The sequence below is a fragment of the Nocardia aegles genome (assembly GCF_052545135.1).
Genome location: NZ_JBQWRI010000007.1, coordinates 168,054 through 183,291, shown reverse-complemented (window position 1 = coordinate 183,291; position 15,238 = coordinate 168,054). Strand labels below are relative to the sequence as shown.

The following is a 15,238-nucleotide window of genomic DNA, read 5'->3' as shown; positions in this document are numbered from 1 at the left end:
ATCTCCCGTTACTGCCCCGCCGCGTTCTTGCGCGCGGCCTTGGACTCGGCCTCGGCGGCATCCATCGCGTCCGCCTCTTCCAGCGTAGGGGCGCTGCCGCCGAGCCGGGCGGGCACCCAGTACGCGCCGGGCTCGTGCACGTAGTCCTTCTGCAGGTCGGCCAGCATTTCCTGCATGGTCGAACGCAGCTTGGCGGTGAGTTCGGCGGCGGGCTCGAACGGTTGGATCGGCTCGCCGACCGCGATCGAGATGGGCGTGTTGGTGCGGCCGAGCCGCTTCGGGAACCCCTTCGTCCAGACCCGCTGCGCACCCCAGATGACGATCGGGATGATCGGCACCTCTGCCTCGATGGCCATGCGCGCCGCGCCGGACTTGAATTCCTTGATCTCGAAACTGCGGCTGATCGTCGCCTCGGGGTATACGCCGACCAGTTCGCCGCGCCGCAGATATTCCACGGCGGCCTGGTAGGAATCCGCGCCCGCCGATCGGTCCACCGGAATGTGCTTCAGCGCGCGCATGATCGGGCCGGAGATCTTGTCATCGAAGACCTCCTTCTTCGCCATGAACCGGATGTAGCGCTTCCGGGTGCGCACCGGCAGGCCCGCGTAGGTGAAATCCATGTAGCCGGTGTGGTTCACCGCCAGCACGGCGCCACCTCGGGCGGGAATGTGTTCATCGCCCTTGACGGTGAACTTCAGACCTTCGATGAAGAAGACGGTACGGGCGAGGCCGATGATCGTCCGGTAGACGGGTTCCACAAGTCCGCTAGCGTAGTCGCTGCTCGTCCCCATCGGCAGTTCGCCGCCATCGCGCGCCGCACCGGAGCGAGGACGCATGAGCAGCCCCGACCGCACGTCCGGAGAGAAGAGGATCGTCGAAGTGGAACGCGCCCGATCGGCACCGCGCGAGTACGACCGCAGTGCAGCACGCGAGCGGAACCGGGCCGGGCGTTGGACCCGCGCCGCGCTGGTCGGCGGCTCCACCCTGATCGCGGCGATCGCGCTGACCGGTTGCGACTCCGTCGTCGGCATTCCGGAGCAGAGCCCGCCCCGGGCGGCCGTTCGCACCACGCCGCAGGCCGCCCCCCCGACCACGCCCCCGCCGAGCACCTCCGCGCTTGCGCCGGTACCCGCCTACGCTCCGCCGGTCGGCGCGGTCGCGGGGCTGCCCGCCGCCGCGGCGGCGGTGCAGCGTTGGGCCGCCGACCTGCGCTCGCACACCATCGCCGAAATGCAGGAGAAGTGCTGGACCATCGCGCCCAAGAACGTGGCCGAGATGTACACCGACCAGCAGGCCGTCCTCACCGCGTTGGCCCAGCCCGGCACGGCGACCGCGGAAGCCGTCGTCTGGACGAGCCCGACCACCACCGTCGCTGTTCAGCGTGCCGAGATCGCGACCGGCTACGCCTGCCCGCGCGTCGCGACGGCGGGTGCGGAGATCGCCTACAACGACGCCGACGCCCGGCACAGCGTGCGCCGGTACCTGTCCCGCTTCGTCGGCACTCCGCTCGACCCCGCCGACAAAGAAGGCGACTACCCTCTGGTCTGTAAGGCGTCCCCGGCGACCTGGGACCCCAAGGGCACCGGGCGTCCGAGCCCCGCGCCGCTGGCGAACAACCAGGGCGCGCTCACCGGGGCCACCGATTTCGCCGACCAGCAGATCCGGTCGGAGCAGGTGAACACCGAGTACATCGCGGTGCTCGTGCCGGTGACCAGCTCCTCCGGTGTGACGCAAACCCGCACCTTCACCTTGCGCTCCGGGACGGACGGCTACTGCATCGGCGATGTCTCGCCGTAACTACTACCCTGGTTGGCTGGTAAACAGCAGGAGGAGCAGCTAGTGCAGATCACCAGCGTCGGACACGCCGGATTCCACATCCGCACCACGGCCGGGTCGATCCTTTGCGATCCCTGGGTGAACCCCGCGTACTTCGGTTCCTGGTTCCCGTTCCCCGACAACACCCAACTGGACTGGGACGAGCTGGGCGCATGTGACTTCCTCTACGTCTCGCACCTGCACCGCGACCATTTCGACGCGAAGACGCTCGCCGAGCACGTGAACAAGGACGCGACCGTGCTGCTGCCGGACTATCCCGTGCCGGACCTGCGCCGCGAGCTCGAACAACTGGGCTTCCACAAGTTCTTCGAGACCGAGGACTCGGTCAAGCACACGGTGACCGGCCCCGGCGGGGACCTGGAGGTCATGATCATCGCCTTGCGCGCGCCCGCCGACGGCCCCATCGGCGACTCCGGGCTCGTGGTCTCCGACGGCGAGACCACCTGCTTCAACATGAACGACGCCCGTCCGGTGGACATGGACGTGCTGCACGATGCCTTCGGCCACGTCGATATCCACCTGCTGCAGTACTCGGGCGCGATCTGGTATCCGATGGTCTACGACATCCCGGCCCGCACCAAGTCGAACTTCGGCAAGCAGAAGCGTCAGCGCGGCATGGACCGGGCCCGCAGCTACATCGAGCAGGTCGGCGCGACCTGGGTGGTGCCATCGGCGGGTCCGCCGGTGTTCCTGGACGACGAGTTGCGTTACCTCAACGACGATCGCGGTGATGAGGGCAACATCTTCCCCGACCAGAAGGTGTTCCTGGAGCAGATGGAGATCCACGGCAACACGGGCGGGATCCTCATGATCCCCGGCTCGGTCGCCGACGTGCGCGGCGCCGAACTGACCCTGACCCACCCGAGCGACCCCGCCGAGATCTACGACAACAAAGCCGAGTACATCGAGCGGATGGCGCAGCGCCTCGCCCCGGTACTGGAGGCGGAGAAGGCGACCTGGGAGCGCGGCGAGGGCTCGCTGCTGGAGCCGCTGCGGAAACTGTTCGAGCCGATCATGGCGCAGAGCGACGTGATCTGCGACGGCATCGGCTACCCGGTCGGCTTGGTGATCGGTGCGGAAACCATCGTGCTGGACTTTCCCAAGCGCACGGTGCGCGAGCCGGTCGAGGGCGAGGGCCGTTACCGCTACGGCTTCCGCATCGCGCCGGAACTGGTGCGCACGGTACTGCGCGACCGGGAGCCCGACTGGGTGAACACCATCTTCCTGTCCACCCGCTTCCAGGCCTGGCGCATCGGCGGATACAACGAGTTCCTCTACACGTTTTTCAAGTGCCTCACCGACGAACGGATCGCCTATGCCGACGGCTGGTTCTCCGAGGCGCACGACGACTCGGCCTCCACCGAACTCAGCGGCTGGGAGGTGCAGCGGCGCTGCCCGCACCTGAAGGCGGATCTGTCGAAATTCGGTGTGGTGGAAGGCGATACCCTGACCTGCAACCTGCACGGCTGGCAGTGGGATCTGGCGTCGGGGCGGTGTAAGACGTCCAAGGGTCACGAACTGCGCTCGCGCAAGCTGGACTAGCCGCGAAGGCCGGCACCGCGACCAGGAACGACTCGGCGAGAGTGCTCAGGCCCGCGTCCGACTGGCGATGGCGACCGCCGGAAACGTCAGCGCACAGCCGACGATCGCGGTGGCGGACAATCCCGCGCTGGTAGGGGTGAGCACGTCGAGGATCACGGAGGTCAGCAACTGCCCCGCCACCGAGGTGAGGCCGAGCAGCAGAACGCCGATCCAGCGAACCGTCACGGCGGCGAGGGCGATGAAGACGACGCCGATGAAACCGCCGAGGTAGAGCCATGGCTCGGTCGGGAATCCGGCCGGGCCGCCCGAAAACGCGATCATCACGGCCGCTATGGCGAGCAGCGCCGCCAGGCCGACGCAGAAATTGACCATCGCCGCCGACAGCGGTCCGCCGACCGCACCGACCTCGCCGTTCACCGCCTGCTGCCAGGCAAGACCAACGCCTGCCAGAGTGGGCAGCACGATCAGCAACACGGTCGGCGCATCGCGCAGGGCATCGGGCACCGAGAGACCGCCGGTGGCGCGCTGGTGCCCGAATCCGGCTACCAGCACCGCGGTCACGCCGAGCACAGCACCCACCAGACGGACCACGGTGACGGGTGTGCGTCCGCTCGGACCGAGCCCGAGCCGGTCGACAGCCAAGCTGCTGAGCAACTGCCCCGCGACGGTCGCGACGGTGAACGCGGTGACGCCGATGGCCGCGACTGTCAACCCCTGGCATGCGACGAAGAACGCGCCGCACAGCCCACCGAGCAACTGCCACGGCCGCAGCCGGCCTTCAGCCAACGCCCGTCGCACCCGCCGCCCGCCATCCCGCAGCCGGCCGCTCACCGCGAACGCCACCCCCAGCACGACAAGCCCCACCCCGAAACTGATCGTCGCCGCGGCGACCCCATCCTCCAGCCGCGCCCCCAACGCACCATTGATCCGCCCCTGCACCGCCACCCCGGCACCGATCCCGAACCCCGCAATCAGCCCCAACCGCACCTCCCGCACGCTACCCAATCGTCGAGTGGTACCTCACTGCGGCGATGGGTCACGGCGTGGGAGCCAGCGCGGGGTGAGGGCGGCGAGGACGAGGATGGAGGCTCCCAGGAGGGTCAGGAGGGTGGAGACAGCGGCGTGGAGCGTGACCAGGGCGGCCAGGGCGAACACCGCTAGGGCGACCACCTCGCCCAGCAGACCGGAGACCGAGGTGACGGTGGCTCGGGCCGGACCCTCGATGGCGTCTTGGAGGCGGGCGGCCGCGACGATGCCCACGTTGTAGACGATTCCGTAGGAGATTCCGATCGACGCGAAGCCGAGGCCGGTCAACAAGTACACCGCGTCCGGACGACCGGTCGCGAGTCCGGTGATCAGCGCGCCGCCGAGCAAGAGCACGCCCGCGACACCCACCGCGATCGACATCGTCGGGCTGGACATCCCTTCGGTGCGCCCCGCCAGCAGCGAGCCGGTCAGCGAACCGAGCACGGTGAGGCCGACCAGCAGTGGCACCACAGCCGTCGCTACGCCCGCCTCCTCCGCCAGCAGAGCGAAATACTCGTCGAACGCCGTGATCCCGAACAGCAGCGCCTCCAACAGCACGCCGTAGCGCACCGTAGGCACACGAAGCGCCTCGCCCACACCGGCTTTCAGCATGGTGAGGTATCGCGTGAACGGTCTCGAGTGTGCCGCGGAGGTCTCCGAATGGAACGCCGCGGTCGCCGGCGCGAAGCCGCGCGTTCCGGCACTCGGCTCCTCGAAGCCGGCTCGAGCAACGCCGGATCGAGCGGCCAGTAGTGCCGCGACTGTCTCCGGTGCCCGGTCTTCCTCGGCGTATCTCATGGTGAGGTCCGCCTCGTCCTCCCCTGTCTCGTCACATCCCTCGATCACCGCTACCGAGCCGCGTCCCTCCGCGTCCGACCCCGGCGCTGGAACTTGCGCGGAGTGGCTCGCAAAACCGTGACCGGGCGCATCACCGGCCGACACAGCGGAGGCCGACTCTTCCGCTTCGAGATCGTCGACGTCCACCGCGGACACCGCCTTCGGTGCGGTGGGCAGCGACAGCGCGACCAGCGTGTGCACAGCCGCCAGAGCGACGCTGGACCAGCCGACAAGGGCATAGCCACCTACTAGATACAGGGGCGTCGCGGCGACGATCGCGACGACGACGGCGGTTTCCGCGCCGGCACGGGTGTAGCCGAGAATGCGCGGATATGTCGACGACGCACCGCGGGCAGCCAGATCGTCGTACAGCAGCGCCTCGAAGGTGCCGGAGGCCAGGGCGCCCGAGGTACCCCACAGCACGAACCCGGCGGCGAAGCCCTCGAAGGAGGGCACCACCGTCCAGAGCGCGAAGGCCGCCGTCAGCAAGACACCGCTGAGCACGAGCAGCCCGCGCCGGGAAACCGTGTCGGCCCACGCGCCGGAGGGCACCTCGAGCAGGAACGACGCCGCCGACCAGATGGCGAACAGCAGAGAGATCTGCCCCGTGCTCATGCCGTGGTCGGCGAACAGTAGGGCATACAGCGCGTACAGCGGGATCAGCTCACCGGTGCTCTTGAAAAGCACCGTCCGAACCGTCAGCGAGCGCAGGCTGAGAGCGCGCGCGCTACCCGTCCGACGGGCGCGCGGCGATCCGACGAATCAACAGGCGTGGATGAGCAAACGCATGTCGATCAGCATGGCGATCACTGCCCCGCGGCGTCAAGGGAATAACCGCCGGCGGCCACCGAACGGCATCGGCCGCCGCGCGAATCAAGGCATCGGCACCCAGCCGTTCGCGGGAACCGAGTCCCCGTCGCCCAGCTCACGGTCGGTGACTCCGGGGCCGATCCGGCCTTTGTTCTCGTTGAGGTCGCTGATCAGCTCCGACACCGGATGCGAATCGCTGTAGTGATAGCCCTGCGCGAGCGCGAAGCCCAGTTCGGTGAGCACGGCGGCCTGGTATTCGGTCTCCACGCCCTCGGCGATGACCTGCAGGTCCAGCGCGTTGGAGAGCGCGGCGATCACGCCGAGCAAAGGCGGCGCTGGCGAATCCGAGCGAATCGCGGCGACGAACGACTGGTCGACCTTGAGGATGTCGCTGGGCAGGGTGGCCAGTCGGCTCAGCGAGGAGTACCCGGTGCCGAAGTCATCGATGGCGATACGCACACCACGGTCGCGCAAAGTATGCAGATTCTCGATCGCGGTCTGCGATTCGGCGGCCAGTTCGCTCTCGGTCACCTCGAGCACCAGCTGATCGGCGGGCCATCCCGTCGCGGCGAGGATGCCCGCCACCCGGTCGGCGTAACCGGTCTCGGCCAGCTCCAGCCCGCTGACGTTGACGTTCAATGTCAGATCCAGCTGGGCGAAGGTTTCCTGCAACCGCGCGGCGTCCGCGCAGGCCCGGCGCAGCACCAGCTCGTCCAGATCGGCTATGAGGTCGTATTCCTCGGCGACGCGGATCAGGCCCTCGGTGGTGACATCCGGTTGCGCGCTCGACGACCAGCGCAGCAGCGCCTCCACACCGACCGCCTTGCCGCCGCCCTCGGTCAGGCTGACGATCGGCTGGTAGTGCACATCGAGTGCGCCACGGTCGATCGCCTCGCGCAGCTCCACCGCCAGCGGCAGCTGCCGGGAGGACTCGAGTACCGTCCGGTTGCGTCCGGCCTGCTTGGCCCGGTACAGGCCGACGTCCGCGCGGCTGACCAGCAGCGACCCGGATTCGCCCGGCTGCCAGGAGGTCACGCCGGCCGAGCAGCCGGTCGTCACCGCGGCGCGCAGCTGTTCGGTGAGTAGGATCGCGGCCTGCTCGGTGGTGCTCGGCAGCAGCAGGGCGAACGCGTCACCGCCATAGCGCGCCAAGCGCTGATCGGGGGCCAGCAGTTTCGACCAGGTGTCGGCTACCCGCTGCAGGACGGCGTCACCGGCACGGTGGCCGAGATGGTCGTTGATCTTCTGGAAACGGTCCAGGTCGACCAGCACCAGCGCGAGCCCGTGCCCGGATCTGGTGGCCTGCTGGATCGCGGTGTTCAGCGCCCGGTCGAAGCCGCGCCGGTTCAGCAGGCCGGTGAGCACGTCGATATCGGCTTCGGACGCCATCCTGGTCAGGATCCCGACGACGATGCCGACACCGAAGGTCACACCGGCCGGGATCAGACCCGACCACCACGGCAACCCGGGCGTCACCGGCCGTGCGGGCAGCACCCACAGGCACAGCGCCAACGCGAAGGCGATATGGGCGGCGGCCTGCGACCAGGCGAAGAACAGCGCGGCATCGCACGCGATGAACACGTAGAACGCCGCGAGACTGATCGCGCCCACGGTGTTCGGGAACGAATGCACCGCGATCGTCACCAGCACCGTCGCGATCGCGACGTAGACGTGGTGGATCGAATGCGGCAGCCGCGGCCCCCAGGCGAGCAGCGTGAGACCGAGCGCCAGCGCCACCGCTGCCGCCCCGCCTACCAGCGGACGATTACCCTCGTCGCCAGGGGCGATGGCGGTGATCAGTAGACCGAGCACCCCGCCCATGACGTAGAACGCCCCGGTGGTCCGAGCCATGACCATAGCCGTCGCCAACGCAGACGCGGCCCGCACCCGGGTTCGGGTATCGCCGCGAGACCCGATTCCTCGCACGACGAATAGCCTAGACATAAGGGATCCCGCTGGTTGTCACATCTAGGGAATCCGGCGGGGCGAACCAGCAGCTATTCACCTGAACGTAATTCGCGCGTAGTCAATTCGACGGTCGAAGCACGTCGGTACCGACAAACGGCACCAGTGCGGGCGGAACCCGGACCGACCCATCGGCTTGCTGATGGTTCTCCAGAATGGCCACGATCCAGCGGGTGGTCGCGAGCGTGCCGTTCAACGTGGCGGCTATCTGCGGCCTTCCGTTCTCGTCTCGATAACGGACTGCCAGGCGTCGCGCCTGGTACGTGGTGCAGTTGGAGGTCGAGGTGAGCTCCCGGTAGGTCTGCTGCGTGGGCACCCACGCCTCGCAGTCGAACTTGCGCGCGGCGGAACTTCCGAGATCACCGGCGGCGACGTCGATCACCCGGTAGGGCACCTCGATCGCCGCCAGCATCTCCTGTTCCCAGGCGAGCAGGCGCTGGTGTTCGGCGTCGGCCTGGTCGGGCGTGGTGAATACGAACATCTCCACCTTGTCGAACTGGTGCACCCGGATGATGCCGCGGGTGTCCTTGCCGTAGCTGCCCGCCTCTCGGCGGAAGCACGACGACCAGCCCGCGTACCGCTTGGGACCGTCGCTCAGATCCAGGATCTCGTCCGCGTGGTAGCCCGCCAGCGGCACCTCGGAGGTGCCGACCAGGTAGAGATCGTCGTCGGCGAGGTGATAGACCTCGGCCGCGTGCCGGCCGAGGAAGCCGGTGCCCGCCATGACCTCCGGGCGCACCAGCACCGGCGGAATCATCATGGTAAAACCGTTGGCCACCGCCTTCTGCGCGGCCAGTTGCAGCATTCCCAGCTGCAGCAACGCTCCGTAGCCGGTGAGGAAGTAGAACCGGGCGCCGGAGACCTTCGCGCCGCGCTCCATGTCGATCAGGCCCAGCGACTCGCCGAGCTCCAGGTGGTCCTTCGGCTCGAAGTCGAACTCCCTCGGCGTGCCGACGGTCCGCAGCACGACGAAGTCGTCCTCGCCACCCGGAGGCGCGCCTTCCTGCACCACGTTGGAAATGGCGCGGTGCGCGGCGTCCAGGTCGGCGTCGGCGGCGTGTTGCGCGGCCTCTGCCTCTTTGACCTTGACCGACATCTCCGACGCTTGCGCCAGCAGGGCGGAGCGCTCCTGCTTGCCCGCCTTGCCGATCAACTTGCCCATCGCCTTGTGCTCGGCGCGCAGGTTGTCCGCGGTGGCCACCGCGGCACGCCGCGCCGCGTCCGCCTCGAGCAGCGCGTCCACGAGGCCGGGGTCTTCGCCGCGGGCGCGCTGCGAGGCGCGGACCGCGTCCGGGTTGTCCCGCAGGAATCGGAGGTCGATCATGGGCCACCAGCCTAGTAGTCGGTGTGTTGCGCTTTCACGCCGATATCCCAGGATGCGGACCATCCACGCGGGATCGCGCGCATAGTGGGCCTGTGGGCACCCCATTCGACGAGACGGCCATCGACAACGCGCTGGCCGATCTCGCGGCGGGCGAGAAGGCGTGGGCCGCGACGCCGCTGCGCCGGCGCCGTGCGCTGCTCGCTGAGATCCACGCCCGGACCGGCCGCTTCGCCGAGGCCTGGGTGCGCGCGGCGTGCCTCGTCAAGGATCTCGGCGAACACTCCCCGCTGGTCGGCGAGGAATGGATGTCCGGCCCGCTCGCCCTGCTGCAAGCCACGGACGCGCTGTCGGCGACCCTGGCCGCGCTGGAGACCGGACGGAGCCCGTTGGCGGGCAGGACACTGCGGCCGGCGCCGGGCGGGCGGTTGGCTGTGCCGGTATTCCCGTTCGGCGTCTACGATCGGCTGCTGCTCAACGGTTTCCGCGGCGAGGTGTGGCTGCGGCCCGGCGTCGACGCCGACACCGCGCGCAGGCGGGCCGGGCTGGCCCAGCTGGATCCCACCGCGACCGGCGGGATCGGCGCCGTGCTCGGCGCGGGCAACATCACCTCGATTCCGCCGCTGGACGCGCTGTACGAACTGTTCGCGCACAACCGGGTCGTCGCGCTGAAGCTCAACCCGATCACCGACCCGCTGTTCACCGTGTTCGAGATGGTGTTCGAACCGCTGCTGGAACTCGGTGCGCTGCGGATTCTCACCGGCGGCGCGCAGCAGGGCGGTTACCTGGTGCGTCATCCGGATGTCGCGCACGTGCACATGACCGGCAGCGCGCAGACCCACGACGCCATCGTGTGGGGCCCCGGCACGGAGGGCGCGGAACGCAAGAAGGACCATCGGCCGCTGCTGGACAAGCCGATCACCAGCGAGCTGGGCGGCGTCTCGCCGACCATCGTGGTGCCCGGCAACTGGTCCGACGCCGATCTGCGTTACCACGCCGAGCACGTCGCCACCCAACGGCTGCACAACGGCGGCTACAACTGCGTGGCCGCGCAGGCGGTGGTGATCGGCTCGGAGTGGAACCGTAAGGACGAGTTCCTCGCCGAGCTGCGCCTGGCCCTGGAGCGGGCGCCCCAACGCACGGCCTACTACCCCGGCAGCGACGCGCGGGTCGCCGACGCGCTGGCCGCCTATCCGGCGGCCGAGCGTCTCGGCGCGGGGCGGGTGCTGATCGACGGACTGCCGCGGACCGGCTCCCCGCTGCTGCGCACGGAGTACTTCTCCCCCGTGCTGGGTGTGGTCGAGCTGCCCTACACGGGCGGCGAGTTCCTGCACCGCGCGGTGGACTTCGCCAACGCCGAGCTGACCGGCACGCTCGGCGCGAACGTGATCGCCCATCCGACGACCATCCGCAGGCTCGGCGTCGCCTTCGACCGCGCGATCGAGCGGCTGCGTTACGGCGCGATTGCGGTGAACACCTGGACCGGCCTGGCCTTTCTCGCGCCGCGGGCGGCCTGGGGAGCCTTCCCCGGGCACACCCTCGACGACGTGCAGAGCGGTATCGGCGTGGTGCACAACGCCCTGCTGCTCGACGATGTGGAGCGCACCGTGGTGCGCGGCCCGTTCCGGCCGGTGCCGCGCTCGCTGCTGAGCGGCGAGTTCGCCCTCGCCCCGAAGCCGCCGTGGTTCGTCGGCAACACCACCGCCGCGACCACCGGGCGCAGGCTCACCGAGTTCTACGCCGACGCCAACCCCGCCCGGCTGCCCGGCGTCTTCCTCTCGGCCCTGCGCGGCTGAACGTGCCGGTGCCGCGCCGATCCGGCCAGGTCGTGGCACCACGGCACCGACGCTGCCATGATGGACCGCGATGTCCTCCGAACACGTGCCCAGGTCCCCGAAGTCGCGCAACCGCGGCGCGTCGTCGCGCGCCGACGCGATGCGCCGGTCGTTCGAGTCGGCCAAGACGGCGCTCGCCGACAGCGAGTTGCGCGACCTGCACCTGTCGGCGCCCACTTTGCGCTGGGGCCTGCTCGCGGTGGCTGCGGGCGCCGTGGTCGCGGCCCTGGTGACGCTGTCGATGACCGGCTTCGACAACAAGAAGGGCTTGGAGGCGCACCCTCCCGGCGCCCCGGCGCAGCCGGTGCTGGACAAGGAGTTCGGCACCGCCGCCAAGGGCGACTGCCTGAGCTGGAACAAGCCCGACCGCTCGGACCTGGTCAAGGTGAACTGCTCGAGCAAGCACATGTTCGAGGTCGCGGCCGATATCGACATGAGCAGGTATCCGGGAAAGGAGTTCGGTCCCGGCTCCCGGTTCCCGGACTCGCTGCGCCTCACCGAGCTGAAGGAAGAGCACTGCGTGCCCGCGGTGCAGAAGTACATGTCGGGCCGGTTCGATCCACGCGGCAAGTACATCGTCGGGCTGATGTACCCGAGTCCGGACGGCTGGCAGCACGGTGACCGCACCCTGCGCTGCGGCCTGCAGATCGCGGCCGGCGCCGGCACCCCGCCGTCGGTCGGCAGCGCCACCGAGCACGACCAGTCCAAGGTGTACGAGCCGGGCGTGTGTCTCGGCATCAACCAGAACCTGCCCACCGATCCGGTGGACTGCGCCCAGCCGCACGCCGTGGAGATCGTCTCCACCGTCGACCTGGCCGCCCACTTCACCGGAGGCCCGCCCGCGAAGGACGATCAGGACAAGTACGTCGAGGCGGAGTGCACGCGCACCTCGACCGACTACCTGGGCGGTCCGGACGTCATCCGGAACAAGACGCTCACGCTGTTCTTCGACTACATCGATGCCCGCAGTTGGATGGCGGGCAGCCGCAAGCTGGACTGCATGATCGGCAAGGGGGCCGACCGGGAGGGGTTCGCGCCCATCACCGGTTCGGCCAAGGGCGATATCCTGATCAACGGCCAGGCCCCGGTGCCGCCGCCGAACAACGGACGTTCCACGCCCGCACCACTGCCCGGCGCGGCGCCGCTGCCGCCGCAACCCCAGCCGAGGTAGCCGCGTACCGATGCCCGTGACGATGTCCGACGACCGGTTCGAGGAATTGGTCGGCGACGCACTCGATCTCATCCCGCCCGAGCTGACCCGCGCGATCGACAATGTGGTCGTGCTGATCGAGCCGCGCAATCCGGAGGATCCACATCTGCTCGGCCTGTATCACGGCATCGCCCTCACCGAGCGCGACAGTCATTACGGCGGAGCACTTCCCGATACCGTGACCATCTACCGCGAGGCGATTCTCGAACACTGCGCGGCCGAGGCGGAGGTGGTGGAGGAGGTGGCGATCACCGTGATCCATGAGATCGCACACTATTTCGGCATTGACGAAGACCGCCTGCATCAGCTGGGATGGGGATAGTCTGAACCGTGCTGTGTTGCGCACCCTCAGCGGTGGGTGTGTAATCGGCACGGAGATCGAAAAGTTGGGGATTCGATGGAACCGATCGCGTTGCTGTCGCGTCCTATCACTCGAAGGGGGAATTCTCGTGGTTCCGCCCCACAGCCACTAGAAGGAGTCGAGTCATGGTTGGACATGTACTGATCGCACCTGAAACCATTCTCGCCGCCGCGGCCGAACTCGACCTCGTCGCCGAGCGTCTGGCCGCCGCCGCGGCGATCACCGCGCCCGCGACGCACGTGCTGCCCTCCGGGGCGGAGGAAGTCTCCTTCCTCAGCGCGAGCCACTTCAATCAGGGTGCGATGTCGCACGATCGCGCGATCGCGCAGGCGATTCTGGAATGCCACCACGCCGCGGCGACGCTGCGCATGCAGCTGGCCCAGCACGTCGCCGGTGACGTGGTCCGCGCCGCGGGCATCAGCGCCATCCAGGTGTAGTTCCGCCCGCGAGATCCATCAGCAACGCTTTAGCAGGGGAGAATCAAACATGGTTGCAGGAGTCACCGGGGTGATCTGGGCGGCCCGTCCGTCGGAGGTCAATTCGGCCACCCTTCACGCCGGCGCGCACGCGATTCCGATCTCGGCCGCCGCCACCGCTTGGGGCGGGCTCACCGCCGCCTGGGTCGACGCGACGACGACCGTCGCCAGGGTGATGGCCGAGCTCGGCGTCGGAATGCAGGGCGTCAACGGTATCGCCGCGCTGGGCAAGCTCACCGGCTTCCTCGGCTGGTCCGAGCAGCAGGGCGTGCAGGCGGCCGCGATGGGTGCCAAGGCCGCGGCGAACGCCACCGCCTACACCGTCGCCGCGCTGGCGATGCCGAGCCCGCCCGAAATCGCGGCCGTCAACGCCGCCCTGATGGCGTCCGCGAACCCACCGGGCATGTTGAGCGGCGCGTTCGAGGCCGCCGAAGTCGCCAGGAACGCGATGGACATCCGTGCCGCGCTGGTCATGGAGACCTACGAGGCCGCGACCAGCGCCATGGTCGCCACGCCCGCCGAGTTCCTCCAGCCTCCGGCGATCGCCAAGGGCGCGGGGACGGCCAACCCCGAGCAGACGGCGGACCAGGCCACCGAGGTCCCCGCCGATCCGATCCAGGCTGCCGTGGCCGCTACTCAGGCATTCCTGAGCAACCCCGGCGTGGCCAGCGCTGCCACTCAGGCCGCTCAGGCCGTCGGCTCGATCGCCACCACCGGCGTCTCCACTGTCGGAAATGTCGCCGGCAGCGCGATCACGGCGGCGACCACCAGCTCCGCGCCCACGTTCTCCGGCATGGCCCCCATGGCCATGGGCGTCGGCGCGGCGGCCACCGCCACCGGTGCTGCGACGCGTGCCGTGTCGTTCTCCGGCCTCGGATCGGTGGCGGGCATCAGCAGCGGATCGCTCAAGCTTCCCGAAGGCTGGGGTTCCAGCGGCACGATCGGTGGCGGCACCGCTGCGGCGCAGGAGACCGTCGCGGTCAAGAATGACGAGGCGGCGCCGGTCCGGCCTGCGAACCCCGGCAGCGGCAACCCGTTGCTCGGTAACCAGGCGCGCAGCGACGAGGACGACGAGTCCGAACACGACGGCCGGGACTACTTGCGGTCGTCCGAACACTTCCGCGACGGCCGTTTCACCGCCGATGGGGTCATCGGCAGTGACCTCAGTGAGACGGTTAGGTGACCGTACTCGGTGCGGGCCGCAGCCCGTCGACGCTCGATGCGGTCGTCCTGTCGCTCGATGAGATGCAGTTTCTCGTGGAGAAACTGCAGATCGAGGTCCCTGTCGTTCTGAACGCGCGGGCACGGTACGACAATCTGACCGACCACAAAGCGGCGATGGCCGCGGCCGCGGAGTCCCTCGCTCAGCGGGACCTCCTGATCGACGATGTGCTGCATCGTGATTTGGAAAATCGACTGCGCGCGCTGAACCGCCCCCACTGGATCATCGCGCTGCGGTTGGTCGTCGATGGTTGGGTGAGCCGCTTCTGTCTCGCGAAGGGCGTCGACCTCCCGGTCGTCGCCCTTCGGGGGCAGGACTCCTACGTCATCGACGAAGCGGGAACCGACCTGCCCGGCACGGTTCTCGCCGCACTCGGGTACGCCGAGCCGCTCGAGCTGTACGGCATGAACGCCCCGACCGAAGAGCTGGCCACGATCTTCGGCGACACCGGTGACGCCGCGGCCACCGCGGAACGGCTGGCGCAGGTGGGCCATCCGGCCCAGGACGCGAAGACCTTGGCGGCGGCTCTGGTCGAGATCCACTCGTGTGCCGAGATCGTCGGTGTGATCTACGGCGACGGGACCAGAGACATGACCGACAACCACATCGCCGTATTCAACACGCGCGCGGGCCGATTCATCGCGACCGCGAGCAGATCCGACGACGGCGTGAAGTGGACGTCGCTCAGCAGCGGGACTCCCGCGCGACTGCGTACGGCGGTGCAGGATCTGATCAATTTCCTACCGGAGCGTGAAGAATTCCCCGGGACTCCACAGTTGTCCTGAGCGCACCGAACA

Annotated in this window: 13 protein-coding genes; 8 read left to right on the top strand and 5 right to left on the bottom strand. The window is 68.8% G+C overall.

Annotated elements, in window-relative coordinates; all coding sequences use genetic code 11:
* Positions 1-8 precede the first annotated feature (8 nt).
* Positions 9-758, bottom strand: a complete 750-nt coding sequence (locus tag ACT89H_RS20425; protein WP_445110217.1) for a lysophospholipid acyltransferase family protein — start codon at positions 756-758, stop codon at positions 9-11.
* A 76-nt stretch (positions 759-834) separates the two neighbouring features.
* Between ACT89H_RS20425 and ACT89H_RS20420 the strand changes: the two genes are divergently transcribed.
* Entirely contained in the window at positions 835-1,797 is a 963-nt protein-coding gene (locus ACT89H_RS20420) for a hypothetical protein (RefSeq protein ID WP_445110216.1), read from the top strand.
* A gap of 42 nt (positions 1,798-1,839) precedes the next feature.
* On the top strand, positions 1,840-3,378 hold the full coding sequence (locus ACT89H_RS20415) for a Rieske 2Fe-2S domain-containing protein (protein ID WP_445110215.1): 1,539 nt from the start codon (positions 1,840-1,842) through the stop codon (positions 3,376-3,378).
* A 45-nt stretch (positions 3,379-3,423) separates the two neighbouring features.
* Here the strand turns inward: ACT89H_RS20415 and ACT89H_RS20410 are convergent, their stop codons facing one another.
* The 4 genes from ACT89H_RS20410 to serS form a co-directional block, all read right to left on the bottom strand.
* The gene (locus tag ACT89H_RS20410) at positions 3,424-4,365 is read right to left on the bottom strand and encodes a DMT family transporter (protein ID WP_445110214.1); all 942 of its coding nucleotides are present in this window, start codon (positions 4,363-4,365) and stop codon (positions 3,424-3,426) included.
* A 33-nt stretch (positions 4,366-4,398) separates the two neighbouring features.
* A complete protein-coding gene (locus ACT89H_RS20405; RefSeq protein WP_445110213.1) occupies positions 4,399-5,928 on the bottom strand; it encodes an MFS transporter in 1,530 nt (509 codons plus the stop codon).
* Positions 5,929-6,114: 186 nt separating this feature from the next.
* Complete coding sequence (locus ACT89H_RS20400; protein WP_445110212.1) at positions 6,115-7,902, bottom strand: putative bifunctional diguanylate cyclase/phosphodiesterase; 1,788 nt, start codon at positions 7,900-7,902, stop codon at positions 6,115-6,117.
* Positions 7,903-8,077: 175 nt separating this feature from the next.
* Entirely contained in the window at positions 8,078-9,340 is a 1,263-nt protein-coding gene (gene serS / locus ACT89H_RS20395; RefSeq protein ID WP_445110211.1) for a serine--tRNA ligase, read from the bottom strand.
* A 92-nt stretch (positions 9,341-9,432) separates the two neighbouring features.
* Here serS and ACT89H_RS20390 point away from each other — a divergent pair, with 92 nt between their 5' ends.
* The 6 genes from ACT89H_RS20390 (at position 9,433) to ACT89H_RS20365 (ending at position 15,226) form a co-directional block, all read left to right on the top strand.
* Entirely contained in the window at positions 9,433-11,133 is a 1,701-nt protein-coding gene (locus tag ACT89H_RS20390; protein ID WP_445110210.1) for an aldehyde dehydrogenase family protein, read from the top strand.
* A 70-nt stretch (positions 11,134-11,203) separates the two neighbouring features.
* On the top strand, positions 11,204-12,343 hold the full coding sequence (locus tag ACT89H_RS20385; protein ID WP_445110209.1) for a septum formation family protein: 1,140 nt from the start codon (positions 11,204-11,206) through the stop codon (positions 12,341-12,343).
* A 10-nt stretch (positions 12,344-12,353) separates the two neighbouring features.
* Positions 12,354-12,704, top strand: a complete 351-nt coding sequence (locus tag ACT89H_RS20380) for a metallopeptidase family protein (RefSeq protein WP_445110208.1) — start codon at positions 12,354-12,356, stop codon at positions 12,702-12,704.
* A 164-nt stretch (positions 12,705-12,868) separates the two neighbouring features.
* Positions 12,869-13,180 carry a PE domain-containing protein gene (locus ACT89H_RS20375; protein ID WP_445110207.1) on the top strand — a complete coding sequence of 104 codons (312 nt, stop codon included), beginning with the start codon at positions 12,869-12,871 and terminating at the stop codon, positions 13,178-13,180.
* Positions 13,181-13,229: 49 nt separating this feature from the next.
* A complete protein-coding gene (locus ACT89H_RS20370) occupies positions 13,230-14,402 on the top strand; it encodes a PPE domain-containing protein (protein ID WP_445110206.1) in 1,173 nt (390 codons plus the stop codon).
* The gene (locus tag ACT89H_RS20365; protein WP_445110205.1) at positions 14,399-15,226 is read left to right on the top strand and encodes an ESX secretion-associated protein EspG; all 828 of its coding nucleotides are present in this window, start codon (positions 14,399-14,401) and stop codon (positions 15,224-15,226) included. The genes ACT89H_RS20370 and ACT89H_RS20365 overlap by 4 nt, the downstream gene beginning before the upstream one ends.
* Positions 15,227-15,238 lie beyond the last annotated feature (12 nt).

Coding starts and splice junctions, on each gene's coding strand:
- ACT89H_RS20385 (WP_445110209.1), top strand. CDS start 11,204: ATGTCCTCCGAACACGTGCCCAGGTCCCCGAAGTCGCGCAACCGCGGC.
- ACT89H_RS20400 (WP_445110212.1), bottom strand. CDS start 7,902: ATGGCTCGGACCACCGGGGCGTTCTACGTCATGGGCGGGGTGCTCGGT.
- ACT89H_RS20380 (WP_445110208.1), top strand. CDS start 12,354: ATGCCCGTGACGATGTCCGACGACCGGTTCGAGGAATTGGTCGGCGAC.
- ACT89H_RS20420 (WP_445110216.1), top strand. CDS start 835: ATGAGCAGCCCCGACCGCACGTCCGGAGAGAAGAGGATCGTCGAAGTG.
- ACT89H_RS20370 (WP_445110206.1), top strand. CDS start 13,230: ATGGTTGCAGGAGTCACCGGGGTGATCTGGGCGGCCCGTCCGTCGGAG.
- serS (WP_445110211.1), bottom strand. CDS start 9,340: ATGATCGACCTCCGATTCCTGCGGGACAACCCGGACGCGGTCCGCGCC.
- ACT89H_RS20375 (WP_445110207.1), top strand. CDS start 12,869: ATGGTTGGACATGTACTGATCGCACCTGAAACCATTCTCGCCGCCGCG.